Source organism: Aeromonas sp. 102P (genome assembly GCF_051920345.1).
In the GTDB taxonomy this organism is placed as follows: domain Bacteria; phylum Pseudomonadota; class Gammaproteobacteria; order Enterobacterales; family Aeromonadaceae; genus Aeromonas; species Aeromonas veronii.
This window is the reverse complement of the sequence record NZ_JBQBCZ010000001.1, coordinates 952411-977017: the sequence shown is the minus strand read 5'-3', so window position 1 is coordinate 977017 and position 24607 is coordinate 952411. Positions and strand designations below refer to the sequence as shown.

The following is a 24607-nucleotide window of genomic DNA, read 5'->3' as shown; positions in this document are numbered from 1 at the left end:
AATAGAGAACCATTGCCTATGAAGACAGTTATCCGGCAAGAGATTGCCCTGCCCGTTGGCCTGCTGACCCTGCTCTTTTTCAAGACCCTGGGCAGTGACCTGCTGACAGAGACAACTCCGCTCGGGATCTATCTTCCGGTTTCGGCGGCACTACTGGCCATCGTCACCTGGGCCATCTTCTCGGTGGTGCGCCACTCCGATGCCCTCGCCATCAAGCTGGGCGAGCCCTTCGGCACCCTGATCCTCACCCTCTCGGTCATCTCGCTGGAGGTGGTGATGATCTCCTCGGTGATGCTGACCGGTGAGCCCAACCCCACCATGGCCCGCGATACCATGTTTGCGGTAGTGATGCTGGTGAGTACCGGTCTGGTGGGCTTCACCCTGCTGTTTGGCGGCTGGCGCTACCACACCCAGAGCTTCAATCTGGACGGAGTGAAATCCTATCTGGTGGCCATCATCCCGCTGGCCCTGCTCTGTCTGGTGCTGCCCAACTTCACCGAGGGCGGTGCAATCGGCAGTATGTCGCGCGCCATGTCGTGGATGCTGATCATCATCTCGATCCTGCTCTACGGGGTCTTTCTGCTCATCCAGACCCGCAGCCACAGCCACTTCTTCGTCGACAGCGATCACGAGGATTATGAGGAGCACCACGGCCCGCTGCAGAGCAACGTCTATCACACCATCCTGCTGCTCGCCTACCTGCTGGTGGTAATCCTGCTGGCCAAGACCCTGGCCATCCCCATCAACTACGGGGTGCATGTGATGGAAGCACCCGCCGCACTGGGCGGCTTTATCGTCGCCTGCATCGTGCTGGCCCCTGAAGCAGTCGGCGCCATCAAGGCCGCCTTCAACAACCAGCTGCAGCGGGCAATGAACCTCTACTTCGGCTCCGTGCTGGCCACCATCGCCCTCACCGTGCCTGCCGTGCTCTTTATCGGCTCCATGCTGGATCAGGAGGTGCGCCTCGGCCTCTCCCCCGCCGATATGGTGCTGCTGGTCACGACCCTGATGGTCTGTAAAGTAACCTTCAGCAGCGGCCGCACCAATGTGCTCCATGGTGCGACCCATCTGGTGTTGTTTGTGGTCTATCTGTTCCTGATGTTCGAACACGAATAACCGCGTTCAACCAACGTCAGAAACGCAAAGACCGCCCGATTGAGCGGTCTTTTGTTATCGGCTCCCGGACCTCACCGGCGCCAGTGAAGCGGCTTCCCCCTCATCCCCCACCCTTCTCCCGCCAGGAGAGAAGGTGGATCAAGGCTTACAGGCTGGGCAGTACCCCGGCCGGGATCAGGTCGTTGTAGCTGGCACGGCCCAGCAGGGCGGCGGCCGCCTCGATGTCCGGCGCGAAGTACCTGTCCTTGTCGTAGAAGCTCACCTCTGCCCGCAGTCGTCCCTTGGCCTGCTCGATGAGCTCGGTACTGCGCAGCGGCGCGCGAAAATCGAGCCCCTGTGCCGCCGCCAGCAGTTCGACTGCCAGAATGCCACGGGTGTTCTCGGCCATATCGGCAAGCCGGCGGCCGGCGAAGGTCGCCATGGAGACGTGATCCTCCTGATTCGCGGAGGTGGGCAGGCTGTCCACCGAGGCGGGATGGGCCAGGGTCTTGTTCTCGGAGGCCAGCGCCGCCGAAGTGACCTGAGCGATCATAAAGCCCGAATTCACTCCGCCGTTGTTGACCAGAAACGCCGGCAGACCGGACATCCGCGAGTCGATCAGCAGTGCCATCCGCCGCTCGGAGAGCGAGCCGATTTCGGCGATGGCCAGCGCCAGATTGTCGGCAGCGAAGGCCACCGGCTCGGCGTGGAAGTTGCCGCCGGAGAGGATCTCCTCGTCATCGGCAAACACCAGCGGGTTGTCGGAGACCGCGTTGGCCTCGCACACCAGCACCTCGGCGGCGTGGCGGATCTGGGTCAGGCAGGCACCCATCACCTGCGGCTGGCAGCGCAATGAGTAGGGATCCTGCACCTTCTCGCAGTTGTGATGGGACATGCCGATCTCGCTGCCATCCACCAGCAGGTGGCGATAGCAGGCGGCCGCATCGATCTGGCCACGCTGACCGCGCACTTCGTGGATGCGGGCATCGAACGGCCGGCGGCTGCCAAGGGCGGCTTCCACACTCATAGCACCTATGGTGATGGCACCAGCGAACAGATCCTCGGCATGGAACAGCCCTTCCAGCGCGAAGGCGGTGCTCGCCTGAGTGCCGTTCAGCAGCGCCAATCCTTCTTTGGGTGCCAGCGCGATAGGCTCGAGCCCAGCAATTTTCAGCGCAGTAGCGGCGTCGATCAGCTCGCCCTTGTGGCGGGCCTTGCCCTCCCCGATCAGCAGGCAGCTCATATGGGCCAGCGGTGCCAGATCGCCGGAGGCACCGACGGATCCCTTCTTCGGCACCACCGGATAGACTTCGGCGTTGATGAGGGTCATCAGGGCCTCAAGCACCGTCAGCCGGATGCCGGAGAAGCCCCGCGCCAACGAGTTGAGCTTGAGCACCATCATCAGCCGCACGGTAGCGTCATCCATGTATTCGCCGATGCCAGCGGCATGGGAGAGCACGATGGAGCGCTGAAGCTCGTCCAGCTGCTCCACCGGAATGCGGGTGTTGGCCAACAGACCAAAACCGGTGTTGATGCCATACACCACCCGGTTCTGCTCGATCACCTTGGTAACCACAGCTGCGGAGGCGTGGATCCCCGGCAGCGCGGCCGGATCCAGTGAAACATGTACCGGCTCGCGGCTGACGCGGCGCAGGGTGGCAAGATCCAGCTCGCCCGGAGTAATAGTCAATTTAAACATGGTGTTACACCTTTCCTTTGACACCGTTGGCGCCGTCAATCATCGGCAGATCCAGTTTCGCCTCAACGGCGCAGTTGATGGCAATCTCGTAGCCGGCATCGGCATGGCGCATCACGCCGGTGGCCGGGTCGTTGCGCAGCACCCGACCTACCCGCTTGGCAGCGTCATCGGAGCCGTCGCAGACGATCACCACGCCGGAGTGCTGGGAGAAGCCCATACCGACCCCGCCGCCGTGGTGCAGAGAGACCCAGGTCGCGCCGCCAGCGGTGTTGAGCAAGGCGTTGAGCAGCGGCCAGTCGGAGACGGCATCGGAGCCATCCATCATCGACTCGGTCTCGCGGTTCGGGCTCGCCACCGAGCCGGAATCCAGATGGTCGCGGCCAATGACGATGGGCGCTTTCAGCTCGCCGTTTTTCACCATCTCGTTGAAGGCCAACCCGAGCCGTACCCGATCCTTGACCCCGACCCAGCAGATCCGCGCCGGCAGCCCCTGAAACGCGATGCGCTCGCGGGCCATGTCGAGCCAGTTGTGCAGGTGAGGATCATCCGGGATCAGCTCTTTCACCTTCTGATCTGTCTTGTAGATATCTTCCGGATCGCCGGAGAGGGCCACCCAGCGGAACGGGCCTATCCCCTCGCAAAACAGCGGGCGAATGTAGGCGGGGACGAAGCCGGGGAAGTCGAAGGCGTTCGCCACCCCCTCCTCCAGCGCCATCTGGCGAATGTTGTTGCCGTAATCCAGAGTCGCCGCGCCGCGCTCTTGCAGGGTCAGCATCGCCTCCACCTGACGGGCCATGGAGCGACGGGCGGCCAGATTCACCTCCTGCGGGGCACTCTGCTGCAGCTCGCGCCACTTTGCCACGCTCCAGCCCTGCGGCAGATAGCCGTGCACCGGGTCGTGGGCGGAGGTCTGGTCGGTCACCACATCCGGGGTGATACCACGGGCCACCAGCTCGGCGAAGACGTCGGCGGCGTTGCCAAGCAGACCGACGGAGACGGCGGCGCCGCTCTGCTTGGCCTCATCGACCATGGCCAGCGCCTCATCCAGACTGTGAGCCTTCTTGTCCACATAACGGGTGCGCAGACGAAAATCGATGCGAGTCTCGTCGCACTCCACGGCGATCATCGAGAAACCGGCCATGGTGGCGGCCAGCGGCTGGGCACCGCCCATACCGCCGAGCCCACCGGTCAGGATCCAGCGCCCTTTGGGTTCACCGTTGAAGTGCTGATTGGCCACCGCGAAGAAGGTCTCGTAGGTGCCCTGCACTATCCCCTGGGTGCCGATATAGATCCACGAACCCGCAGTCATCTGGCCGTACATCATCAAGCCCTTCTTATCGAGCTCGTTGAAGTGCTCCCAGTTGGCCCAATGCGGCACCAGATTGGAGTTGGCGATCAGCACCCGCGGCGCATCCTTGTGGGTCTGGAACACCCCGACCGGCTTGCCGGATTGCACCAGCAGGGTCTGATCCTCCTCCAACCGGGTCAGCACCTCGACGATCTTGTCAAAGCAGGCCCAGTTTCGGGCGGCGCGACCGATGCCGCCATAGACCACCAGCGACTGGGGATGCTCAGCCACCTCGGGATCCAGGTTGTTCATCAGCATCCGCAGCGGCGCCTCGGTGAGCCAGCTCTTGGCGGTCAGCTCGGTACCGCGCGGGGCACGGATCACGCGGTTAGGATCATGACGGGGATCCTGCTGTTGCACAGACATACACACTCCTTGTTGTATCAATAGGGTGCCTTTGGCGACGTGCGGCCAAAGGGTTAACGGGTCAACAGATGAACCAGCCGCGCGGCCACGCGGGCACTGCGATTGTCCTGATCCAGCGTCGGGTTGTACTCGGCCAGATCGGCAAGCCTCAGCTTGCCGCTGGCCCGGATATGGGCAATGAGCGGTTCGATCACCGCCAGCTCCACGCCGCGGGCGGCGGGGGCGCTCACTCCCGGCATCACGGAGCCAGGCAGCACATCGAGATCGATGGTCAGATAGAGGTGATCACAATCGGCGATAAAGGCATCCAGCCCGCTTAGCAAGGCTGGCAACTCGGTCTGGGTCATCGCCTCATCCAGCACATGCCACACACCCAGCGCCTTGGCACGGGCAAACAGGGCTTGGGTATTGGCGGTCTCAGCCACCCCGAGGCAGGCGTAGTGAAACGGGGAGCCCTGAGCGGCGCACTGCTCGGCGATCTGGAAAAAGGGGGTGCCGGAGCTGGCCTGCTCCAGCTTCATGCGCAGGTCGAAGTGGGCGTCAAAATTGATAATGCCGACTCGCCCCTGACCCGCCAGATGCAGGTTGAGGCCGCTCCAGCTGCCGAAGGCCACCTCGTGGCCGCCCCCCAGCACCAGCGGGAAGTGGCCCAGATCAAGCGCAGCAGCGACCCGCTCAGCTAGTCGGCCATGGGCAGCGTCGAGATCGCCATCGAGGCAGCTCACATCCCCGCCATCGTAGACGGGGCGACTCAGATGCCAAGCGGTGTTGGCCAGCAGCTTGCGGACCACCAGCGGCGCCCCGGCGGCGCCGACACGCCCCTTGTTGCGGCGCACCCCTTCATCGCAGGCAAAACCGAGCAGCACCACCCCGGCAGCCTCCTGTGCCCCGACGGCCCAGGGTTGCACCTTGTCATGCCAGCGCAGGGCCAACTCGCCATCCTCCGGATCCTGCCGCCCCTGCCAGAGCGACATGTCGATCGGGTTGAACTTATCCATGAAGGGTCTCCTCACCGTTGAAGATGCGGCCTGCCAGCTGATCGACGCCAACCATGTAGCTCAGCTCGGCCGGATGGGCGCAGTGCCAGATCAGGAAATCGGCCGCCATACCGACCCTGAGCTGACCAAGGCGATCCTGCTCGCCAAGTGCTTTGGCGGCGTGGCGGGTCACCCCGACCATCGCCTCCACCGGAGTCAGACCAAACAGGGTACAGGCCATGTTCATGGCCATCCGCAGCGAGACGATGGGGGCCGTGCCCGGGTTGATGTCGGAGGAGACCGCCATCGGCACCCCCGTCTTGCGCAGCGCGGCGACCGGCGGCAGCTTGGTCTCCTTGAGGAAGTAAAAGGCGGTGGGCAGCAGGGTTGCGACCACGCCGCGATGGGCAAGCGCCAGGATCCCTTCCGGATCCAGATACTCCAGATGATCCACCGAGAGTGCACCGAAGTTGGCGGCAAGCGTGCTGCCACCGAGGTTGGAGAGCTGATCCATATGCCCTTTCACCGGCAGGCCGTATTGATCCGCCGCCAGATAGACCTGCTCGGTCTGGGCCAGCGAGAAGCCGATATGCTCGCAGAAGACATCCACCGCATCGGCCAGACCCGCCTCGGCGGCGGCCGGGATAATCTCCTGACAGATGGTCTCGACCCAGCTGTCGGGATCATCGCGATACTCCGGCGGCACAGCATGGGCCGCCAGCAGAGTGGTCTTGACCCGGATCGGCAACGCCTCTCCCAGTCGGCGGGCCACCCGCAGCATCTTGATCTCGTCATCCAGCGTTAGGCCATAGCCGGACTTGATCTCCACCGTGGTGACCCCTTCGCGGATCAGGGATTTCACCCTCGGCAACGCCAGCTCGAACAGCAGCTCTTCGCTGGCGGCACGGGTGGCACGCACCGTGCTGATGATGCCGCCTCCCCGACGGGCGATCTCGGCATAGGGCACACCCTGCTGACGCAGCTCGAACTCTTCGGCACGGCTGCCGGCGAAGACCAGATGGGTGTGACAATCGATAAGGCCGGGGGTGACCAGCTTGCCCTGCATATCCTGCCAGTGAGCAGGATGGGGCCCCTTAAGCTCGGCCATCGGCCCCAGCGCGTGGATCTTGCCATCCTTCACGCCGATGGCGTGGAGCGGCAGCAGGCCGTAGTCGGCCAGCTCATCATTCAGGGTGGCGGGTGTCACGTTGAGCCAGACCCGCTCGCAGTTCAACAGTTCCTTGTTCATAGCGACCTCAAATGTATATACATATTCTTATAGTCGATCTCTATGACGAAAGAAAGAGCGAAGTTCACATCCTGATAACAGCATCAAACTTAGAGTTTAAGCACAAAAAAGCCCACCAGGAGGTGGGCTTTGCAAAATCGAGTTGTATATACATTCACTCCAACTGAGTCTTGGAGCTGAGCTTGTAGCGGGAACCGGGGGAGAGCAAACGGGCGTAGGAGACCAGATGCCCCTCCGACCAGGTACGCCGGTGCAACAACAGACAGGGGGAATCTACGCGGATCTGCAACAATCCCGCCTCACCGGCGCTGGGCAACACGGCTTCCACCACGTGCTCCATCTCGGAGAGGGGGCAGACATCCATCAGATAGCGGTTGGGGGTCTGTTGGGTAAAATCCTGCTCGCCATAGCCAGGCAAGCGCCCGGCATCGACGAAGCGCTCCTCCAATTGCAACGGCTCCCCATCGGCCTGATGGACGATCAGGCTGTGAAAGATGGGGGCGCCAACCCGCAGCCCCAGTTGTACCGCCACCTTCTCGTCGGCGGCCAGTCGCTGTAGCCGGATCACCCGGGCGCTGTACTCGCTGCCACGCTCGGCGATCTCGTCGGCAATGTTGCGAATAGCCAGCAACGGCGACTCGGTACGCCGGTCCGCCACGAAGCTGCCGGAACCGGCGGTACGCACCAGCCACCCTTCCGCCACCAGCTCCCGCAGCGCCCGGTTGACCGTCATCCGGCTCACGGTGAACTGCTCGCACAGGGCCGCTTCGGTCGGGATCCTGTCCCCCGCCTGATAGTGGCGTTCGCGGATCCCGTCCAGAATATGCTGTTTGATCTGCAGATAGAGGGCTGGCGCCACCATGAAGCTCCCTAGCGCCGACGGTGGGGCGGACGCATGTCCGGCCAGGCGCGATAGACATCGGGGATCTGATCCGGCCCGCTGATGCAGAGATCGAGATCGTGCAGCAAGCCATCCTTGATCCCGTAGATCCAGCCGTGAACGGCCAGCTCCTGCCCCTTGCGCCAGGCGTTCTGGATGATGGTGGTGTGGCAGACGTTGGCGACCTGCTCGGCCACATTCAGCTCGCACAGGTAGTCGAAGCGCTCATGTTCATCCTCGATGGCCTCGAGCTCTTCACCATATTTGAAGTAGACATCCTTGATGTTGCGCAGCCAGTTGTCGATGAGACCCAGCTCCTGATTCTGCATCGCGGCCTTGACGCCGCCGCAGCCATAGTGACCGCAGACGATGATGTGCTTCACCTTGAGCACTTCTACCGCGTATTGCAGCACGGAGAGGCAGTTGAAATCGGTATGTACCACCAGATTGGCGACGTTGCGGTGGACGAAGACGTCCCCCGGCAGCAAGCCCATCAGTTGGTTGGCGGGGACCCGGCTGTCGGAACAACCGATCCAGAGGTATTCGGGGGCCTGCTGGGCAGAAAGAGTGGCAAAGAAATTGGGATCTTCGGCTTTGATCCGTTCGGCCCACTCACGGTTGTTGGTAAACAGGTCGTTCAACAGTTTCACTTCTGCTCTCCCTAATGTGGCAGTGGCGGCAACATAACACACTCAAGGGTAACCAAAGCAAGGCCGACCAGATCCCTGCGAAACAAAAACAGGGCCATCAGGCCCTGTTTTTATGAGAGGAAGCATCAGGCCTCCATGGCATCTTTCAGCTTCTTGAGTGCGTTTTTCTCAAGCTGACGCACACGCTCGGCAGAGACGCCGTAGGTATCGGCCAGCTCCTGCAGAGTGGTCTTGCTGTCATCATCGAGCCAGCGGGCGCGGATGATGTGCTGGCTGCGCTCATCCAGGGTGGCGAGGGCCGAGCTCAGGCGACGGGTCGCGTGATCATCCCAGTTGTCGTTCTCGATGGTCGCGGCCAGATCGGAGGATTTGTCCTCCAGATAGTGAACCGGAGCGAAACCGCCCTCTTCCTCATCGTCACCCACCAGATCGAACGCCTGATCGTAGTTGGCCATCCGCGCTTCCATCTCGGTCACGTCAGCGGCAGAGACGCCGAGATCGGCCGCCACGGCCTGAACCTCTTCGTGGTTCAGCCAGCCCAGACGCTTTTTGGATTTGCGCAGGTTGAAGAAGAGCTTGCGCTGGGCCTTGGTGGTCGCCACCTTGACCATGCGCCAGTTGCGCAGGACATATTCGTGGATTTCGGCCTTGATCCAGTGCACGGCAAAGGAGACCAGACGCACGCCGACCGTCGGGTCGAAGCGCTTGACCGCCTTCATCAGGCCGATGTTGCCTTCCTGAACCAGATCGGCCTGAGGCAGGCCGTAACCGGCATAACTCTTGGCGACATGAACGACAAAGCGCAGGTGCGACATAACCAGCTGGCGGGCAGCCTCGAGATCGCCATCCTGCTGCAAACGCTCAGCCAGTTCACGCTCTTCCTCTGCGCTCAGCACAGGAATAGAGTTTACTGCCTGGATATAGCCTTCCAGACTACCTTGCGGAATCAGAGCCATAGTGCGCTGCAATGAAGTTCCCATCTGTTACCTCTTACTTTTCAATCGAATCAGTCTAACACCCTGAGAGGGTCTGTCTACTGACCGGATGCCATTCTGCGGCGTGTATCAAAGAACATGCCCAGTTTTAGACCGGCTTATCTTAAGCCTGCAGGATGAATCATGAATGAACAGTCAAAAAAAGGGGGTCACAATGAAGGACCCCCGAAAAGTAGCATGCTAAGTCCATTGTTGCGGAGCTCGCAACCTTCACATGCTTGCCAAGTCTGACGAGCAAGGCAGAGGGGCCACACCCGTATAAATGCTTCAGCTTTAATAGACTGCTTATAAATCAGAAGGTTCACTGGATCTAGCGAAGATCCGGAAGATCATTGTTATTCAGAATACTCTGACTATGGGGGCCAAGCCAGAAACGGCCCCTCTTTTACTTGATCCGCCTCTCAAAATCCAGCGATTTACTTTGATGACAAAGTAATCAGGATGGTTCGATGTCGCGAATGTGGCGATGGACCGAGAACCAGGAGGCAATCAGCCCCAGCAGGGCGCCCAGCAAGATCAGATTTATCCCGTCTACCGCTCCCATGCCAACCAACCGGAAGTTACTGTTATACAAGCCCGCCAGCTCCTTCACCACCCCTTCGCTCCAGATCACCATCACTTCGGTCAGCCACCAGGCCAGCATGCCGCCGATCACCCCGAACCAGATACCGGTATAGAGGAAAGGGCGATGAATGAAGGAGTCGGTCGCCCCCACCAGCTTGAGCACTTCGATCTCGGAACGCTGGTTGAGGATGTTGAGACGCAGGGTATTGCCGACGATCAGCAACACGGCGGAGAGCAGCAGCACCGCGATACCGGTAATGGTGTGGCGCAGCAGGTTCATGATCCCCTGCAACCGGGTCAGCCACTGCAGATCCAGCTTGCCCTGCTCGACCCCCACCTCGTTGTTGAGCTTGCTGAGCAGCTCGGCGGCCCCTTCCGGGTTCTGCCAGCGCGGATCCGGGATCACGCTCAGCACCGGCGGTAGCGGGTTGCTGTCCAGATAATCGAGGGCATCGCCGAAGCCGGAGATCTCGCGAAACTCCCGCAACGCGTCGTCACGGCTCAGGTAGGTGACCGAATCTACCTCGGGATAGAGCAGGATCCGGTGCTGCAGATCGAGAATGCTCTGCTCCGGCAGATCCTTGCGCAGGTAAAGGGAGATCTGGGAACTGCTCTGCCAGCTCCCTTCCACCACCTCGGCGTTTTTCAGCAGCACGTGGAAGCAGGATGGCAGCGCCAGACTGACGCCGAGCACCGCCAGCGTCATCAGAGAGGCGAGCGGATTGCGCCACAACTCCCCGAGACTGGCAAACGCCTGCCGCACATGATCAACCCCGTACATCATCAGACGGCGCAGCGGCGGTTGTTTATGACGAACGATAGCCATCAGAGCTCCTCCCCGGCCGAATACATGCGACCCGCTTTGAGGGTCAGGGTGCGATAGCGCATACGAGCGATCAGCCCCAGATCGTGGGTGGCAATCAGTACCGAGACCCCAAAATTGTTGAACTCCTGAAATAGCCGCATGATATCCATGGAGAGCTGAGGATCCAGGTTGCCGGTCGGTTCATCCGCCAGCAGCAGCGGCGGCTTGTTGACGATGGCACGGGCGATGCCGACCCGCTGTTGCTCACCACCGGAGAGCATGCGCGGCTGGTAACGCTCCTTGCCGAGCAGCCCCACCTTGTCCAGCGCCGCCGCCACCCGCTTGTTGATGTCCGCATGGCTGTAGCCATCGATCACCAGCGGCAGCGCCACGTTGTCGAACACGGTTCTGTCCATCAGCAGGCGGTGATCCTGAAAGATCATCCCGATCTGGCGGCGAACATAGGGGATCTGGCTGCGCTGGATATGGCTGACATCATCACCATGAAAGAAGACGCGACCATCGGTCGGGCGCTCCATCACGCTGATCAGTTTGAGGAGGGTACTCTTGCCCGCCCCCGAGTGCCCGGTCAGAAAGGCCATCTCTCCCTTGCGCAGGTGAAAGCTGACCTTTTGCAGCGCCTGATGGCCGCCGCTGTATACCTTGCTGACCTTGTCAAAACGAATCATAACGGTTCCCTGAAATTGACAAACCCCGACCGGAGTCGGGGTATGGAACACTTAATCATCACGGCTGAGCTGACTCATCGCGGCCGGACTTATTCATCGCGGCTGAAGAGCGCCTCGATGAAGTCATTGGCAACGAAGGGACGCAGATCGTCGATCCCCTCGCCCACCCCGATATAGCGGATCGGGATCTGGAACTTGTCGGCCACCGCGAAGATGACGCCGCCCTTGGCGGTGCCATCCAGCTTGGTGAGGGTGATGCCGGTCAGGCCAACCGCCTCGCTGAACAGCTTGGCCTGGCTCAGCGCATTCTGGCCGGTGCCGGCGTCCAGCGTCAGCATGATCTCGTAGGGCGCCTCTTCATCCAGCTTCTTCATCACCCGCACCACCTTCTTGAGCTCTTCCATCAGGTTGCTCTTGTTCTGCAGGCGACCGGCGGTGTCGGCGATCAGCACATCAGCCCCGCGGGAGCGGGCGGCCTCGATGGCGTCATAAATGACGGAAGCGGAGTCGGCACCGGTATGCTGGGCAATCACCGGAATGTTGTTGCGCTGACCCCAAACCTGCAGCTGTTCGACCGCTGCGGCACGGAAGGTGTCACCCGCCGCCAGCATCACGCTCTTGCCTTCAGCCTGGAACTGCTTGGCCAGCTTGCCGATGGTGGTGGTCTTGCCGACGCCGTTTACGCCGACCATCAGGATCACATAAGGCTTCTTGCTGGTGTCGATCACCAGCGGCTGCTCGACCTTGGCCAGCATCTCGCCCATGTCCTGCTTGAGCAAACCGTAGAGCGCCTCGGCATCCTTGAGCTGCTTGCGATCCGCGTGCTGCACCAGCCCTTCGATGATGCGGGTGGTGGTGTCGACGCCGAGATCGGCGGTCAGCAGCTGGGTTTCCAGCTCTTCAAACAGCTCATCGTCGATCTTCTTGCCACGAAACAGGCCGAAGAAACCGGAACCGATATTCTCCTTGGTGCGCACCAGACTGCGCTTGAGGCGAGCAAAGAAGCCCTCCCGCTGCGGTTTGTCCTGGGTGTCGTCGTCCACCTTGGCGGCCAGCGGCAGGGCAGCCAGGGCGGCGGCCTCAGCCTCCATCGCGGCGACCAGACGCATATCTTCCGCTCGCTGGGCCTCTTTGGCGATACGGGCTTCTTCCGCAGCCTGAGCTTCGGCGGCAATGCGAGCCTCCTCCGCAGCGCGGGCTTCGGCAGCAATACGGGCCTCTTCCGCGGCGCGGACTTCGGCAGCGATACGAGCCTCTTCCGCAGCGCGGGCTTCGGCGGCAATGCGAGCCTCTTCCGCAGCGCGAGCCTCGGCAGCAATACGAGCCTCTTCTGCAGCGCGAGCTTCGGCGGCGATGCGGGCCTCTTCCGCGGCGCGAGCTTCGGCAGCAATACGAGCTTCTTCGGCAGCCTTGACCTCAGCGGCTTGCGCCTCTGCGGCAGTGCGAGCGGCTTCAGCGGCACGCTCCTCTTCGGCGATCAGCGCTTCGTTGACGATCACCGGCTCCAGATCGGAGGCGCACTCCTCCACTACCAGCGGGCCGTGGTCGTCCAGCTCGGTCGGCAGGCAGCAATCATCTTGCAAAACGGGATTCTGTGCGCTGGCAGGCACTTCGGGGGCAACGGCCGGCGTACTATCGGAAACAGTGGTATTGGAAACGGGAGCGGGGGTAGCAGTGACCTCGGGCTCAACGGTAACGGGGGTGGCTTGGGGTGTCTGTGGTTGGACAGCCTCAGCCTCTTCTTTCTTGCGGCCGAAACCCAGCCAGGAAAACAAACCTTTTGCCATCTAAAAATACTCACATCAAAGGCTGACTGCTAAGATAGCCGCCCCTTGGCGGGTCGGCATAAAAATGAACCGCCTTATACTACCACTTTATTTTCTGACGATGAAACGCGATGCCCAGAGTGAAATCCAGCCGTAGCAACCCGAGCAAGAGTCCCGCCCCGCAAGGAAAATCGGGCTTTGTAAGAATCATCAGCGGCCAGTGGCGAGGCCGCAAATTGCCGGTCAAGGATGTTGAGGGGCTCAGACCCACCACGGACCGCGTCAAGGAGACCATCTTCAACTGGCTGGCCCCCCACATTCGCGGCACCCGCTGCCTGGATCTGTTTGCCGGTAGCGGCGGACTAGGACTGGAGGCGCTGTCGCGCTATGCCGAGCAGGTGACCCTGATCGAGATGGACAAAGGGGCCGCCGACCAGATCAAGAAGAACCTGACCGCCCTCGGCAGCAGTCAGGGTCAGGTGATCCAGTCAGATGCAGTGAGCTGGCTGCAAGGCTCGGCCACGCCGTTTGATCTGGTGTTCCTCGATCCGCCGTTTCGCCGCGAGCTGCTGCCGCAAGTGTGCGAACTGCTGGAGCAGCGCGGCTGGCTGGCACCGGACGCCCTCATCTATCTGGAGCGGGAGAAGGAGATGGCCGATCTGGCGCTGCCCGCCAGCTGGCAACTACTCAAGGACAAACAAGCCGGTCAGGTCTGCTATCAACTCTATCTAAGGGAGGTAAACAATGAAGCGAGTCTTTAATCTGTTGGCGATGGGGCTGATATTGTTCTTCTGGTTTGGCGTACTGGTGAGCCTGATTGCCCCTCTGCCCGGCAAACTCAACGGCTTTCTGCCGGTCTGCGGCGTGATCGTCGTCCTGCTGCACTGGCTGCAGGCCAGCATGATCAAGGCAGCTTGCAAACGCTACTTCGCTGTTACCAAGGCCGAATTTGTCACTGTGCTGATCTTTGGTGTGTTTGGCATGGTCGACATTCGTCAGCGCCTGCAAGAGATCGTCAACGCCGCCCAGCGCGGCAATCTCTCGGACAAACCATAAAAGAAAAGGGGACGGCGGTAGCCGTCCCCTAGAGTCGTGTCGTCCTGTCCGTAGAACTGCAATGCTCCCTGCAATCCCTGACGTTATCCTAATCCTTTGGAATATCCCCTTTCCAATCCGTTGGCGTGTCCTGCGGCGTTCCTGGCCTGGCAATTCATCCTGAACTGCTTCACTGTCTCCATCCTGGAGGTGTCCATTACCACGTCCTGTGGGGTTCCTTGCGTCTTCCTGACAGATAACCATCCGGGTTATCTCACTTCATCCTGAAGTATTCCTCTCGCATCCGGCGAGGTCCTGTTCATCCTGAAGAACGAGGTTCCGTTCGTTCTGCTCCCATCCCGAGAGTGTCCTGCCGCATCCCGCGGTGTTCCTTTATTCATCCGTGACGATAATCGTCCTGATTATCGAGCTCATCCTGAGGTGTCCCTTGTCCACATCCTGCGGACTATTCCATCTTTATGCGCTGCCCTGCATCCTGCCGGACCAGCTTCGTCCTTGTGAGACCCATACTAAGGAAATGCGCACCCCGAACAAGGGCCATCCGATGATAAAGATCCGATGCGGCTCCCATCTCAAAAAACGAACTTAAAAACTAACCCTTTAATATCAGCTATTTATTTAGTTTCACGGGAAAGCTCGATCAATCTGGCATGGCTTCGCGTACGGCTCAAAGCGCCAGCCTCTTACAGTCGCTATGGCAGATCTCTTACACGGGTTTCGCCCCCAAAAACGGGGCAGGAAAACGGTTCAATCCTGACGTTAAGACTTAAAAATTAGTTGAATAAATATGCTTAAAAAAACCGCAAAAAAAAAGAGCCGAGGCCAGGCTCGACTCTTCAACATTCCAATTTTTTAATCAGCTCAAGCGGTTGGCCGGATTGAGATAGGCCTTGCGCAACGATTCCGGCGCCAGCACCTCGAGTTCACCGCCGATGTTGTTCAACCAGCTGCGAAACTCCGGGGTGTCCTGCACTTCAGTCTCCACCACCACACTGCGCTTGTCATAGCGGGTCATGCGCGGATTGTTGCCGGGGATCTGGTTATCCACCAGCGACTGGCTGTTGGCATCGATCCGGCCGACGAAGCGGATTGGGCCGCTCACATCCTGATAGCCCTGATCGCGGATCAGCTTCTGGATATTGAAATCCTTCGGCTGGGTGGCGCTGAAGTTGGTCAGCTCCACGTTCTTGATATGGTCAAACGGGATGCCGTAGACCTTGGGATCCAGCTCGGACAGAGTGCAGAGCAGGATCGGAGCGTCCGGCTGATTGAGAATGCCGAGCGGGTTGATACGGTCGTAGCAGAGCCACACGGTGCGCTCTTTGATCACGCGCTGGATCTCGGCACTGAACTTGCGACCACGCCAGAGCGCATCGCGGATCAGGGTGCTGCGGCGGATCTCCGGGTTGCCGGCAAACGGACGCGGTGACTGGTGGACACTCTCCAGCCAGCGTTCGGCCAGTTCGCTCTGGCTGTCGCGGATCACCTGACTCGCCTTGTCGACCAGCGGGTTCAATTCGGTCAGTACACTCGCCGGTAACAGTTGGCTCGCCTGATCACTCCAGGTTTTCAGGGCCACCGCCAGCGAGAGCGGCATGATATTGGCAAAGTCGTTGAGGCCGTGGCGCTCGAAGCACCAGCCATGGGGTTTGCTGCGCTCGTCCGAGGTGAGGTCGAACAGTCCCATGCCGGACATCTCCTCCAGGTCCCGTTGCACGGTACGCAGACTGACGTGGATACCTTCCTCTTCCAGTTTTACCTGGAGTTGGCTGGCGGTCAGCTTGTAAGGGCGGTGCGGGATGCAACGCGCCAAGGTCAGTTGTCGTAACAGCTTCTTGCTCATGGTGCTTGCCTTCACTGGTTTAGCGTTGACTGTATGCTAGTCGTGACTTGCGACAGTCTATGTCGCAAGTTTTGCTGCGACAACTGTCGCCATTTTCATACAAAACACACTAAACAATTGATTTTCAAAGACAATACACTCAAAAAAGGAGCCGCTAGAGGCTAAAATTAGCCAAAAATCCCTCAAATGAAAGTTCTATCTTGCGATTTATTGTTAGCATAAAACTCCGATTAATTAATTCATCACAGAATATGATTTCAGGGGAGAGTATAGCTCTCCCCTTTTGCTCACATCAGCCACGACCAGGCTGACTTGGTGATGGCCGCACCGACCATGTAGCCAAACACCGCCAGTGCCGCCACACCGGCCACCAGCTTCTGACCGCGGGCCGGGCGCTTGAGCGCCATGACTCCCAGACCGATATAGAGTACCAGTGCCATCAGCTTGGCCATCAGCCAGGGTTGTTGACCCGGGCTCAACTGCAAGGCCACCGCCAGCAACACACCAAACAGCAGCAGGAAGGTGTCGTTGATATGCGGCAGGATCTTCAGCCACTTCTGCTGCAACCGATCGCTGCCGGCCAGCGCCAGACTCCAGCGATAGATAAAGAGCAGCAGACTGACCAGCGCCAGCGTCATATGCAGGTGTTTGAACATGGGATAATAGGCAATCATTTTGCTTCCTTGTCGTCGTCGGGTAGCCCGCTGTTCCAGTTGTGGGCATGGATACGCTCCTGCCCCTCCTCGTCGTCTTGCAACAGATCGGAGAGGATCTCCCGGTATTGCAGGCTCTTGTTGATATAAGTGTGTTCGTCGTCCAGATAGTTGACCTGCTCGCGCAACAGCCAGTTATCGTGCTGCTTGAAGGTCTGCCCCGCCCGCCAGGCCTGGTTGGCCCTAAACCCAAGCTGGGTCAGGGCTTCCACCCCCAGATCCACGGCGGAGCCCAGCGTCTCCCGATATACGCTGTCGACACCGTGGCGCAGGATCTCGTGGGCATGGGGACGATCCTGCGCCCGCGCCAGGATCTTCAGGTGCGGGAAGTGCTTCTGCACCATCTCGATCACCGCCAGCGAAGTGGCGCTGTCGTTGATGGAGAGCACCAGCAGCTTCGCCTTGTGCGCCCCGGCGGCATGGAGCAGGTCGATCCGGCTGGCATCGCCATAGAAGACCTGATAGCCATACTTGCGCAGGGTCTCTATCTGGCTGGCATCCTGCTCGAGGATGGTGGTACCGATGCCGTGACCGTGCAGCAGACGCCCCACGATCTGACCGAAGCGGCCGAAGCCCGCGATGATCACCGGATGCTCCACCAGCTCAGGTTGCTCATGCTGCGGCGCGTCGCTCTGGTTACGGTAATCGAACCAGGGCTGGATCACCCGATCATTGAGGATCAGCAGCAGCGGGGTGAGCGCCATGGAGAGCGCAACCACCAGCGTAAGCAGCGAGATGGTCTCGCCGGGCAGCACCCGGTTCTGGGCGGCAAACGAGAAGAGCACGAAGGCAAACTCACCGCCCTGTGCGAGCGCCAGCGCGAAGGTCCAGCGTTGGCTCGGCGAGATGCGGATGATGAAACCGAGTGCCATCAACACCAGCCATTTGAGCACCATCAGGCCAACCACCAGAGTGGGTATCAGGAAGGGGTGTTCGGCAAACAGCCCGAAGTCGATCCCCGCCCCCACCGACATGAAGAACAGGCCGAGCAGCAAGCCCTTGAACGGCTCTATGTCGGCCTCCAGCTCATGGCGATATTCGCTGTCGGCCAGCACCACACCGGCGAGGAAGGAGCCGAGAGCGGGCGAGAGCCCCACCGACTCCATCAGCACCGCGATGGCGATCACCAGCAGCAGGGCGGCGGCGACGAAGATCTCCCGCATATGGGACTGGGCGATGGCACGAAATACCGGCCGCATCAGGTAGTGGCCACCCAGCACTATGCCGGAGATGGCCGCGACTACCAGCAGACCATGCTGCCAACCCGCCAGCTCGGAGCCACCACTGCTGGCGACCGGTGCCATGGCCAGTAGCGGCAGCAGCGCCAGGATCGGAATGACCGCAATATCCTGAAACAGCAGCACCGCAAAGGCGGAGCGACCGCTCTCGCTCTGCATCAGCTTGCGCTCCTGCAGGCTCTGCAGAACTATGGCGGTGGAGGAGAGCGCCAGAATGAGGCCGATGGCCAGCCCCTGTTGTAGAGGTAGACCGATCAGGTGCGCCACGCCAGTCAGCGCCGCCGTGGTGAGCAGCACCTGCAGGCCGCCGGTGCCGAGGATCGGCCCCTTCAGCTGCCACAAGAGGGCCGGACGCAATTCAAGACCGACCAGAAACAGCATCAGCACCACGCCAAACTCGGCGAAGTGCATCACATCCTTCTGCTCCCCCACCAGCCCCAGCAGAAAGGGGCCTATGATGATCCCCGCCAGCAGGTAGCCGAGCACCGAACCCAGCCCCCAGCGTTTGGCCAGCGGCACCGCGATGACGGCGGCAGAGAGATAGATAAAGGCATCAAACAGGATCCCGTGGCCCATCAGTCAGCCCTCCGTTTGAACGTCTGATCCGACTCATAAGCTCGGCCAACAAGCTGTCCATGTGTCATCAGAGCACCTCCAGCAAGTCGCGTAGATAGGGGTGCCCGGCCAGTTGCTCTGGAGTCAGCTGATCGTCACGCAGGGCGCAAAGCAGCTGGCGGTAATCCTGTCCACAGCGGCGCAGGGCGGCGGGATCCTTGATCTTGTGAAAGGAGTGCAGCACGAAAGGGGGCAGCCAGTTCATGCCGCACAAGGTGGCCGCCTGCTGAAATGGCAGCAGAAAATCGAGCAGCGGTCGGCTGTTGTAACCCTCGCTGCAGTAGGACTCCGGCGCCCCGCCGGTGGTGATGGCGCTCAGCCACTGCTTGCCCTTGAGGGCCTGGGCTTCGGGGCCGTAGGCGTAGCCATACTCCAGTACCAGATCCATCCACTCTTTCATGATGGCCGGACAGGAGTACCAGTAAAACGGGTGCTGAAAGACGATGATGTCGTGCTCACAGAGCAGCGCCTGCTCCCGCTTCACATCGATAAACATGTCGGGATAGTGCTGATAGAGGTCGTGAACCGTGACCCCCTCCAGCCCCTCAATCGCCTGCAACAGCTGCTTGTTGGCCCGCGAGCTCTGCAGCGCGGGATGGGAAAAAATAACCAGAATGCGTTTCATGACCACATCACCCGAACAAAGCCTTGCGGAGCAAGGCGAGGTAAACAGAAAAGGGGAGTCTGGGGAGCTGCATCGTAAAGGTGCACAGGAGAGCGACCTTATCAGGAAGCGCCATAGCCTGCCAACTCGGGGATCAGCTCCCGCAGCGCCGGATTGAGGGTCTGGTGGGCGGGATAGCAGAGCCCGATCCGGCGAAACATCCGCGGCCCGCTCACCGGAAGGGTACAGAGCCCCGCCTCATCCTCCACCAGCCCGTCCGGCAGAAAACTGATGCCGACCCCCGCCAGCACCAGCGCCATCACCAACCCCTTGCTCTCGGCCTTGGCCACCAGATTGAGGGTAAGCCGGTCACAGGCCAGCAGGCCGATAGTCTGCTGATGGGCTTCGCAGGGCGGGCACTCAATAAAATCATAATGTTGCAGCTCGGCCAGCTCGATCCTTTCGCGACTGGCCAGGGGGTGATCGACCGGCACGCAGAGCACGTAATCCTCCTCCCACAGCGGCAGGAAGATCTCGTCCTCCCGACGCAAGGCATCCAGCGTCAAGCGGCAGTCGGCGAGCGTAGTGTAGTCGGAGAGGGTGAGATCCAGCTGCGGCAACACGCGCTGTACTTGCTGCAGCAGCCCGGCCACCCGGCGGCGACTCAAGTCCGGCATGATGGCGATATTGAGCCTCGCACGCGTCGCTTTCTGGCGAAACAGCTCCGGCAGACGGCGCGCCTCCTCCACCAGCTTGACCGCGTGGGGATAGAGATAGTGGGCCGGATCTTTCGCCACCACCCCTTTCTTGCCCCGGACAAACAGGCTGTCACCGAGCGCCTCTTCCAGCTGGCGCAGCCCCGCCGAGAGGGAGGGCTGGCTGACGTGGCAGCGCTCGGCCGCCGCCGTGATGTTCTTCTCTTCATAGATGGCGATGAAGAAACGCAGCAATCTCAAGTCCAGCATAAACCAACCATAGTTTTTTCAGATGATAACCAGCGGAAAACAATATTTATCACTTATAGATGCAGTGACTATAGTGATTGGGTTCCGTGCTGGCCAGCCACCTGTTTGCTCAAACCGACTCTTGAATCAGAAGGAAAGACCCATGTCCAAATCTCTCGTCGTGATCACCGGTGCCTCTGCCGGGATCGGTGCCGCCATCGCCCGAGCCTTCTCTGCCGCCGGTCATCCGCTGCTACTGCTGGCCCGCCGGGTCGAGCCGATGCAGGCACTGAACCTGCCCGATACCCTCTGCATCGGGGTCGATGTAACCGACACCGCTGCCATGAAGGCCGCCGTCCAGCAGGCAGAAGCCAAATTTGGCCCGGTCGGCTGCATGGTCAACAACGCCGGCGTCATGCTGCTGGGTCAGGCCGATGTGCAGGATCCCGCCGAGTGGCAGCAGATGCTCAACATCAACGTGATGGGGGTACTGAACGGCGTCCACGCAGTGCTGGCAGGCATGAAGGAGCGCCGCAGCGGTACCATCATCAACATCAGCTCCATCGCCGGTCGCAAGACCTTCCCGAACCATGCTGCCTACTGCGCCACCAAGTTCGCCGTGCACGCCCTGACCGAGAACATCCGGGAAGAGGTGGCCGATGTCGGCGTGCGTATGGTGACCATTGCCCCGGGTGCGGTCGAGACCGAGCTGCTCAGCCACACCACTGACGAGAGCATCAAGGCCGGTTACCACGACTGGAAAGATCAGATGGGTGGCGTCATTGCGCCGGAAGTGATCGCCGATGCCGTGCTCTACGCCTGGAACCAGCCTGCCAACGTCTGCGTGCGCGAGATCGTGCTGGCGGCGACCCGTCAGCAACCTTAATCCTGGCTGACTGACACCATGGGGAGGGCTTGACCCTCCCCCGGGGCACAGGGTTACCATGTGCCCCTTGTTATTTTCGAGTCATTCCATGGTTCTCACCCGTCGCCAACTCGCTCACGCCCGTCGCTGGCTCCCCTTGTGGAGTCTGGTGCTGGTGTTGATGTCGTTTGGCAGCCGGGCCGCAACCGACCTCTGTACCCTGACCACCCACTGCAGCCAGAGCGAGCGCACCCTGGAAAAAGCAATGCCCTGCGGCAGCTTTACCACCGCCCTCTCGATGACGCTGGTAGGCAACGACAGCCTGACGGTCGCCGTGCTGGAACCGGATACCCCCGACTTCGCCTCCCCCTCTCTCTTTATGCCGGACGCTCCGCGCGAGCGGCTCGAACGTCCCCCACGCATCCAGATCTGAAACGCATCCCGTATCGGGCATCTTTTCTTTCAATCTGAGGTGAGTGATGTACAAACCCCTGTTACTGGCCATGCTGGCCGGTACCGTCAGCTTTTCGGCTCTCGCGGCCGAAAAGATGACCGTTTACAAATCCAAATATTGTGGCTGCTGCCAAAGCTGGAACGAGCACATGGAGCAAAATGGCTTCGAACTGGAGGTCATCGAAACCGAACAGCTCGGCGCAGTGAAGCAGCAATACGGTATCGCGCCGGAACTGGCTTCTTGCCATACCGGTATCGTAAATGGCTATGTGATCGAGGGGCATGTACCGGCCGCCGATGTACAAAAGCTGCTCAGGGAAAAACCGGCGATCCGTGGCCTGACTATTCCGGGCATGCCCCAGAGTGCGCCGGGCATGGATATTCCGGGCCATCCCTATGAGGTACTGAGTATCAGCAACGAGGGCGCGACCAACCGCTGGTCGAGCTACCCCGGCTGACGAAAACTGGCCATGAGAGGGCACTCCCATATCATGTGAGGCACACCTGAGCGGACTCTTGCCGCTCATGGCCAGAAAGAGGGCCGCTATCGCGAGATAGCGGCTTTTTTGATTACATTTCCTGCAATAACAAGGGATTGCTTGCAACCACCGGCAACAAGGGGCAGATTTAACGCCAATTCATGGAGCCGATGCTCAGGTCTACCAACCCTTTCCAGCGCCAAGGATGCGACATGTTTACCTTTTCCCGAGGAGTTCTGCTGCTAGCCTTTCTGACAGTTCTCCCCCCCACTTATGCCAATGAAGAGCCCGCCATGCTGACAAGCGAACATCCAATCCAGCCGCCCGTGGCCGCCAAACATCCCCGCACTTTGAAAAAACACGGGGATACCCGCATCGACAATTACTACTGGCTGCGTGACGACGAGCGGCAGAAGCCCGAGGTGTTGGACTATCTCAAGGCCGAGAACGCCTATACCGAGGCCATGCTCAAGCCGACCCAGCCCCTGCGCGAACAGCTTTACAAAGAGATGGTCGCCCGCATCCCCCAGCAGGATGAGTCGGTGCCCTATGTGAAGAACGGCTACCGCTACCAGACCCGCTATGAGCCGGGCAAGGAGTACGGGATCTATTCGCGTACCAAGCTCGGTGAAGAGCAGGCGAGCCTGCTGCTCGACAGCAACCTGCGGGCTGAAGGGCACGAGTTCTATGCCCTCGGCGCCCTTGAAGTGAGCCGCAACAACCGCTGGCTGGCGGTGGCGGAAGATTTCCTCTCCCGTCGTCAGTACCAGATCCAGTTCCTCGATCTGGAGAGCGGCCAGTGGGCCACCGACAAACTGGAAAATACCTCCGGCAATCTGGTGTGGGCCAACGACAACAAGACCGTCTTCTATGTGCGCAAGCACCCGCAGACCCTGCTTCCGTATCAGGTCTATCGCCACACGCTAGGGACGGATCCGGCCACGGACAAGCTGGTCTACGAGGAGAAGGATGACTCCTTCTACATCAGCCTCTACGCCACCACCTCGGAAGATTTCATCGTCATCGCTCTCTCCAGCACCACCACCGGTGAAGCGCGGCTGATCGATGCCAACCAGCCGGAGCACGCCCCCCGCCTGTTCCTGCCCCGTCAGGTGGATCACGAATACAGCCTGGATCACTACCGCGGCCGCTTCTATGTGCGCTCCAACAAGGACGGCAAGAACTTCGGCCTCTACGAGACCAAAGAGAGCCCGGTCGATCGCTGGAAGGCGGTGATCGCCCCCAATCCGGAGGTGCTGCTGGAGAGCTACGCCCTGTTCAAGGATTGGCTGGTACTGGAAGAGCGCAACAAGGGGCTGACCCGACTGCGCCAGATCAACTGGCAGAGCGGTGACGAGAAGGAGATCGCCTTCGACGATCCCGCCTATGTCACCTGGCTCGCCTACAACCCGGAGCCGGATACCAGCGCCCTGCGCTATGGCTACTCCTCCATGACCACCCCCGCCTCTACCTATGAGCTGGATATGGCGAGCGGCAAGCGCACCCTGCTCAAGCAGCAGCCGGTGGCCGGCTTCAAGGCCGACCAGTACGCCAGCGAGCGGCTCTGGGTGACCGCCCGCGACGGCGTATCGGTGCCGGTGTCGCTGGTCTATCGCAAGGACAAGTTCAAGAAAGAGCAGGCCGAAGCGCCCAAGAATCCGCTGCTGGTCTATGGCTACGGCTCCTACGGCGCCAGCATGGATCCCGACTTCAGCAGCTCGCGCCTGAGCCTGCTGGACAGAGGCTTCGTCTACGCCATCGCCCATATCCGGGGTGGTGAAGAGCTGGGCCGTCACTGGTACGAAGATGGCAAACTGCTGAAAAAGCAGAACACCTTCAATGACTTTATCGATGTCACCAAGGCGCTGGTTGAGCAAGGCTACGGTGCCAAAGATCAGGTCTACGCCATGGGCGGCAGCGCCGGTGGCCTGCTGATGGGGGCGGTCATCAATCAGGCGCCCGAACTCTATCGCGGCGTGGTGGCGCAGGTGCCGTTCGTCGATGTGGTTACCACCATGCTGGACGAGTCCATTCCCCTCACCACCGGGGAGTATGACGAGTGGGGCAACCCGAACCAGAAGCGCTACTACGACTACATGAAGAGCTACAGCCCCTACGATCAGGTGAAGGCGCAAGCCTACCCCAACCTGCTGGTCACCACCGGGCTGCACGACTCGCAAGTGCAGTATTGGGAGCCCGCCAAGTGGGTCGCCAAGCTGCGCGAACTGAAGACAGATGATAACAAGTTGTTACTGAACACCGACATGGACGCCGGCCACGGCGGCAAGTCGGGCCGCTTCAAAGCCTACGAGGATATCGCGCTGGAATACGCCTTTATCCTGGATCTGGCCACCCCGGCCAACTGATCTCTCATGACTCCGGCCCTTGTCATTCAAGGGCCGCATAAGAATCCTCTCGTAGTTTTTCCCTCTTCCATTTCCCTTCATATCAAATTAATCTTCGGCAAGAAAATGAATGATCGAGGTCATGTTTCTCAAGATTTAACTCCGCTATTTTGCCATTTCGTTTGATTTATGTTGGGTGAATGTGCTTAATCGGAGTGCTTGCAACTTTTTATTTGGCCCCTCAGGGGCCAATTTATCTTCGACCGACAGGAGGTCGGTAGCCTCACCACAGGATGAGGGTGACTGCCGGAAAGGGGGTGATCAACTCCCCCGCTTTCGCGCAACGAGAAGAGCGGGCAAGCCCGGCGC

The 24607-nt window shown here is 60.3% G+C and carries 22 protein-coding genes; 7 read left to right on the top strand and 15 right to left on the bottom strand.

The window, feature by feature from the left end:
• The first annotated feature begins 18 nt into the window (after positions 1-18).
• Positions 19-1116 (top strand): calcium:proton antiporter, encoded by a 1098-nt coding sequence (locus ACTG1K_RS04690; RefSeq protein ID WP_005348596.1) that lies wholly within the window; start codon positions 19-21, stop codon positions 1114-1116.
• 145 nt (positions 1117-1261) lie between these two features.
• Here ACTG1K_RS04690 and hutH read toward each other — a convergent pair whose 3' ends face one another.
• From hutH to ftsY, 10 genes are all read right to left on the bottom strand, one after another.
• Positions 1262-2794 (bottom strand): histidine ammonia-lyase, encoded by a 1533-nt coding sequence (hutH, locus tag ACTG1K_RS04685; protein WP_425856109.1) that lies wholly within the window; start codon positions 2792-2794, stop codon positions 1262-1264.
• A gap of 4 nt (positions 2795-2798) precedes the next feature.
• Positions 2799-4508: a urocanate hydratase gene (hutU, locus tag ACTG1K_RS04680; RefSeq protein ID WP_440004874.1), complete on the bottom strand. Its 1710-nt coding sequence runs from the start codon at positions 4506-4508 to the stop codon at positions 2799-2801.
• A 53-nt stretch (positions 4509-4561) separates the two neighbouring features.
• The gene (gene hutG / locus ACTG1K_RS04675) at positions 4562-5506 is read right to left on the bottom strand and encodes a formimidoylglutamase (protein WP_425856113.1); all 945 of its coding nucleotides are present in this window, start codon (positions 5504-5506) and stop codon (positions 4562-4564) included.
• Positions 5499-6734, bottom strand: coding sequence for an imidazolonepropionase (gene hutI / locus ACTG1K_RS04670; RefSeq protein WP_425856115.1), 1236 nt, complete (start codon positions 6732-6734; stop codon positions 5499-5501). The genes hutG and hutI overlap by 8 nt, the downstream gene beginning before the upstream one ends.
• 154 nt (positions 6735-6888) lie before the next feature.
• A complete protein-coding gene (hutC, locus tag ACTG1K_RS04665) occupies positions 6889-7593 on the bottom strand; it encodes a histidine utilization repressor (RefSeq protein ID WP_026035093.1) in 705 nt (234 codons plus the stop codon).
• An 11-nt stretch (positions 7594-7604) separates the two neighbouring features.
• Positions 7605-8264: a carbonate dehydratase gene (gene can / locus ACTG1K_RS04660; protein ID WP_042076162.1), complete on the bottom strand. Its 660-nt coding sequence runs from the start codon at positions 8262-8264 to the stop codon at positions 7605-7607.
• A gap of 125 nt (positions 8265-8389) precedes the next feature.
• Positions 8390-9244, bottom strand: a complete 855-nt coding sequence (gene rpoH, locus ACTG1K_RS04655; RefSeq protein ID WP_005339997.1) for an RNA polymerase sigma factor RpoH — start codon at positions 9242-9244, stop codon at positions 8390-8392.
• Between the two features lie 451 nt (positions 9245-9695).
• Positions 9696-10649, bottom strand: a complete 954-nt coding sequence (gene ftsX / locus ACTG1K_RS04650) for a permease-like cell division protein FtsX (RefSeq protein WP_005339996.1) — start codon at positions 10647-10649, stop codon at positions 9696-9698.
• A complete protein-coding gene (ftsE, locus tag ACTG1K_RS04645; protein ID WP_005339995.1) occupies positions 10649-11317 on the bottom strand; it encodes a cell division ATP-binding protein FtsE in 669 nt (222 codons plus the stop codon). The genes ftsX and ftsE overlap by 1 nt, the downstream gene beginning before the upstream one ends.
• 89 nt (positions 11318-11406) lie before the next feature.
• Complete coding sequence (ftsY, locus tag ACTG1K_RS04640) at positions 11407-13104, bottom strand: signal recognition particle-docking protein FtsY (RefSeq protein ID WP_440004873.1); 1698 nt, start codon at positions 13102-13104, stop codon at positions 11407-11409.
• 110 nt (positions 13105-13214) lie between these two features.
• Between ftsY and rsmD the strand changes: the two genes are divergently transcribed.
• Together rsmD and ACTG1K_RS04630 are read left to right on the top strand one after the other, a co-directional pair.
• A complete protein-coding gene (gene rsmD / locus ACTG1K_RS04635; RefSeq protein ID WP_420939258.1) occupies positions 13215-13844 on the top strand; it encodes a 16S rRNA (guanine(966)-N(2))-methyltransferase RsmD in 630 nt (209 codons plus the stop codon).
• Positions 13828-14139: a DUF1145 domain-containing protein gene (locus tag ACTG1K_RS04630; protein ID WP_440004872.1), complete on the top strand. Its 312-nt coding sequence runs from the start codon at positions 13828-13830 to the stop codon at positions 14137-14139. The genes rsmD and ACTG1K_RS04630 overlap by 17 nt, the downstream gene beginning before the upstream one ends.
• Positions 14140-14995: 856 nt before the next feature.
• Here ACTG1K_RS04630 and ACTG1K_RS04625 read toward each other — a convergent pair.
• The 5 genes from ACTG1K_RS04625 to ACTG1K_RS04605 form a co-directional block, all read right to left on the bottom strand.
• Positions 14996-15982 carry a helix-turn-helix transcriptional regulator gene (locus ACTG1K_RS04625; protein ID WP_440004871.1) on the bottom strand — a complete coding sequence of 329 codons (987 nt, stop codon included), beginning with the start codon at positions 15980-15982 and terminating at the stop codon, positions 14996-14998.
• Between the two features lie 287 nt (positions 15983-16269).
• Entirely contained in the window at positions 16270-16656 is a 387-nt protein-coding gene (locus ACTG1K_RS04620) for a SirB2 family protein (protein ID WP_111900333.1), read from the bottom strand.
• Positions 16653-18509, bottom strand: coding sequence for a monovalent cation:proton antiporter-2 (CPA2) family protein (locus ACTG1K_RS04615; protein WP_440004870.1), 1857 nt, complete (start codon positions 18507-18509; stop codon positions 16653-16655). The genes ACTG1K_RS04620 and ACTG1K_RS04615 overlap by 4 nt, the downstream gene beginning before the upstream one ends.
• Before the next feature lie 67 nt (positions 18510-18576).
• A complete protein-coding gene (gene kefF / locus ACTG1K_RS04610) occupies positions 18577-19173 on the bottom strand; it encodes a glutathione-regulated potassium-efflux system oxidoreductase KefF (RefSeq protein ID WP_159158043.1) in 597 nt (198 codons plus the stop codon).
• A gap of 101 nt (positions 19174-19274) precedes the next feature.
• The gene (locus ACTG1K_RS04605; protein WP_159158042.1) at positions 19275-20117 is read right to left on the bottom strand and encodes a LysR family transcriptional regulator; all 843 of its coding nucleotides are present in this window, start codon (positions 20115-20117) and stop codon (positions 19275-19277) included.
• Positions 20118-20259: 142 nt separating this feature from the next.
• On the opposite strand from ACTG1K_RS04605, the gene ACTG1K_RS04600 reads away from it, so the two are divergent.
• From ACTG1K_RS04600 to ACTG1K_RS04585, 4 genes are all read left to right on the top strand, one after another.
• Positions 20260-20982: an SDR family oxidoreductase gene (locus tag ACTG1K_RS04600; protein WP_005348556.1), complete on the top strand. Its 723-nt coding sequence runs from the start codon at positions 20260-20262 to the stop codon at positions 20980-20982.
• Between the two features lie 88 nt (positions 20983-21070).
• Positions 21071-21394, top strand: a complete 324-nt coding sequence (locus ACTG1K_RS04595; RefSeq protein WP_159158041.1) for a hypothetical protein — start codon at positions 21071-21073, stop codon at positions 21392-21394.
• Between the two features lie 46 nt (positions 21395-21440).
• Positions 21441-21872, top strand: coding sequence for a DUF411 domain-containing protein (locus tag ACTG1K_RS04590; protein ID WP_005339953.1), 432 nt, complete (start codon positions 21441-21443; stop codon positions 21870-21872).
• 233 nt (positions 21873-22105) lie between these two features.
• Complete coding sequence (locus tag ACTG1K_RS04585; protein ID WP_440004869.1) at positions 22106-24259, top strand: S9 family peptidase; 2154 nt, start codon at positions 22106-22108, stop codon at positions 24257-24259.
• The last annotated feature ends 348 nt before the right edge of the window (positions 24260-24607 follow it).

Bases quoted from the DNA above. Each gene is read 5' to 3' on its own strand.
- ACTG1K_RS04615 (WP_440004870.1), bottom strand. From the start codon at position 18,509: ATGGGCCACGGGATCCTGTTTGATGCCTTTATCTATCTCTCTGCCGCC.
- ACTG1K_RS04690 (WP_005348596.1), top strand. From the start codon at position 19: ATGAAGACAGTTATCCGGCAAGAGATTGCCCTGCCCGTTGGCCTGCTG.
- ACTG1K_RS04625 (WP_440004871.1), bottom strand. From the start codon at position 15,982: ATGAGCAAGAAGCTGTTACGACAACTGACCTTGGCGCGTTGCATCCCG.
- ACTG1K_RS04620 (WP_111900333.1), bottom strand. From the start codon at position 16,656: ATGATTGCCTATTATCCCATGTTCAAACACCTGCATATGACGCTGGCG.
- ACTG1K_RS04630 (WP_440004872.1), top strand. From the start codon at position 13,828: ATGAAGCGAGTCTTTAATCTGTTGGCGATGGGGCTGATATTGTTCTTC.
- ftsX (WP_005339996.1), bottom strand. From the start codon at position 10,649: ATGGCTATCGTTCGTCATAAACAACCGCCGCTGCGCCGTCTGATGATG.
- hutG (WP_425856113.1), bottom strand. From the start codon at position 5,506: ATGGATAAGTTCAACCCGATCGACATGTCGCTCTGGCAGGGGCGGCAG.
- ftsE (WP_005339995.1), bottom strand. From the start codon at position 11,317: ATGATTCGTTTTGACAAGGTCAGCAAGGTATACAGCGGCGGCCATCAG.
- rpoH (WP_005339997.1), bottom strand. From the start codon at position 9,244: ATGGGAACTTCATTGCAGCGCACTATGGCTCTGATTCCGCAAGGTAGT.
- rsmD (WP_420939258.1), top strand. From the start codon at position 13,215: ATGCCCAGAGTGAAATCCAGCCGTAGCAACCCGAGCAAGAGTCCCGCC.
- hutI (WP_425856115.1), bottom strand. From the start codon at position 6,734: ATGAACAAGGAACTGTTGAACTGCGAGCGGGTCTGGCTCAACGTGACA.
- ACTG1K_RS04590 (WP_005339953.1), top strand. From the start codon at position 21,441: ATGTACAAACCCCTGTTACTGGCCATGCTGGCCGGTACCGTCAGCTTT.
- ACTG1K_RS04595 (WP_159158041.1), top strand. From the start codon at position 21,071: ATGGTTCTCACCCGTCGCCAACTCGCTCACGCCCGTCGCTGGCTCCCC.
- ftsY (WP_440004873.1), bottom strand. From the start codon at position 13,104: ATGGCAAAAGGTTTGTTTTCCTGGCTGGGTTTCGGCCGCAAGAAAGAA.
- hutH (WP_425856109.1), bottom strand. From the start codon at position 2,794: ATGTTTAAATTGACTATTACTCCGGGCGAGCTGGATCTTGCCACCCTG.
- ACTG1K_RS04600 (WP_005348556.1), top strand. From the start codon at position 20,260: ATGTCCAAATCTCTCGTCGTGATCACCGGTGCCTCTGCCGGGATCGGT.
- ACTG1K_RS04605 (WP_159158042.1), bottom strand. From the start codon at position 20,117: ATGCTGGACTTGAGATTGCTGCGTTTCTTCATCGCCATCTATGAAGAG.
- hutU (WP_440004874.1), bottom strand. From the start codon at position 4,508: ATGTCTGTGCAACAGCAGGATCCCCGTCATGATCCTAACCGCGTGATC.
- kefF (WP_159158043.1), bottom strand. From the start codon at position 19,173: ATGAAACGCATTCTGGTTATTTTTTCCCATCCCGCGCTGCAGAGCTCG.
- ACTG1K_RS04585 (WP_440004869.1), top strand. From the start codon at position 22,106: ATGTTTACCTTTTCCCGAGGAGTTCTGCTGCTAGCCTTTCTGACAGTT.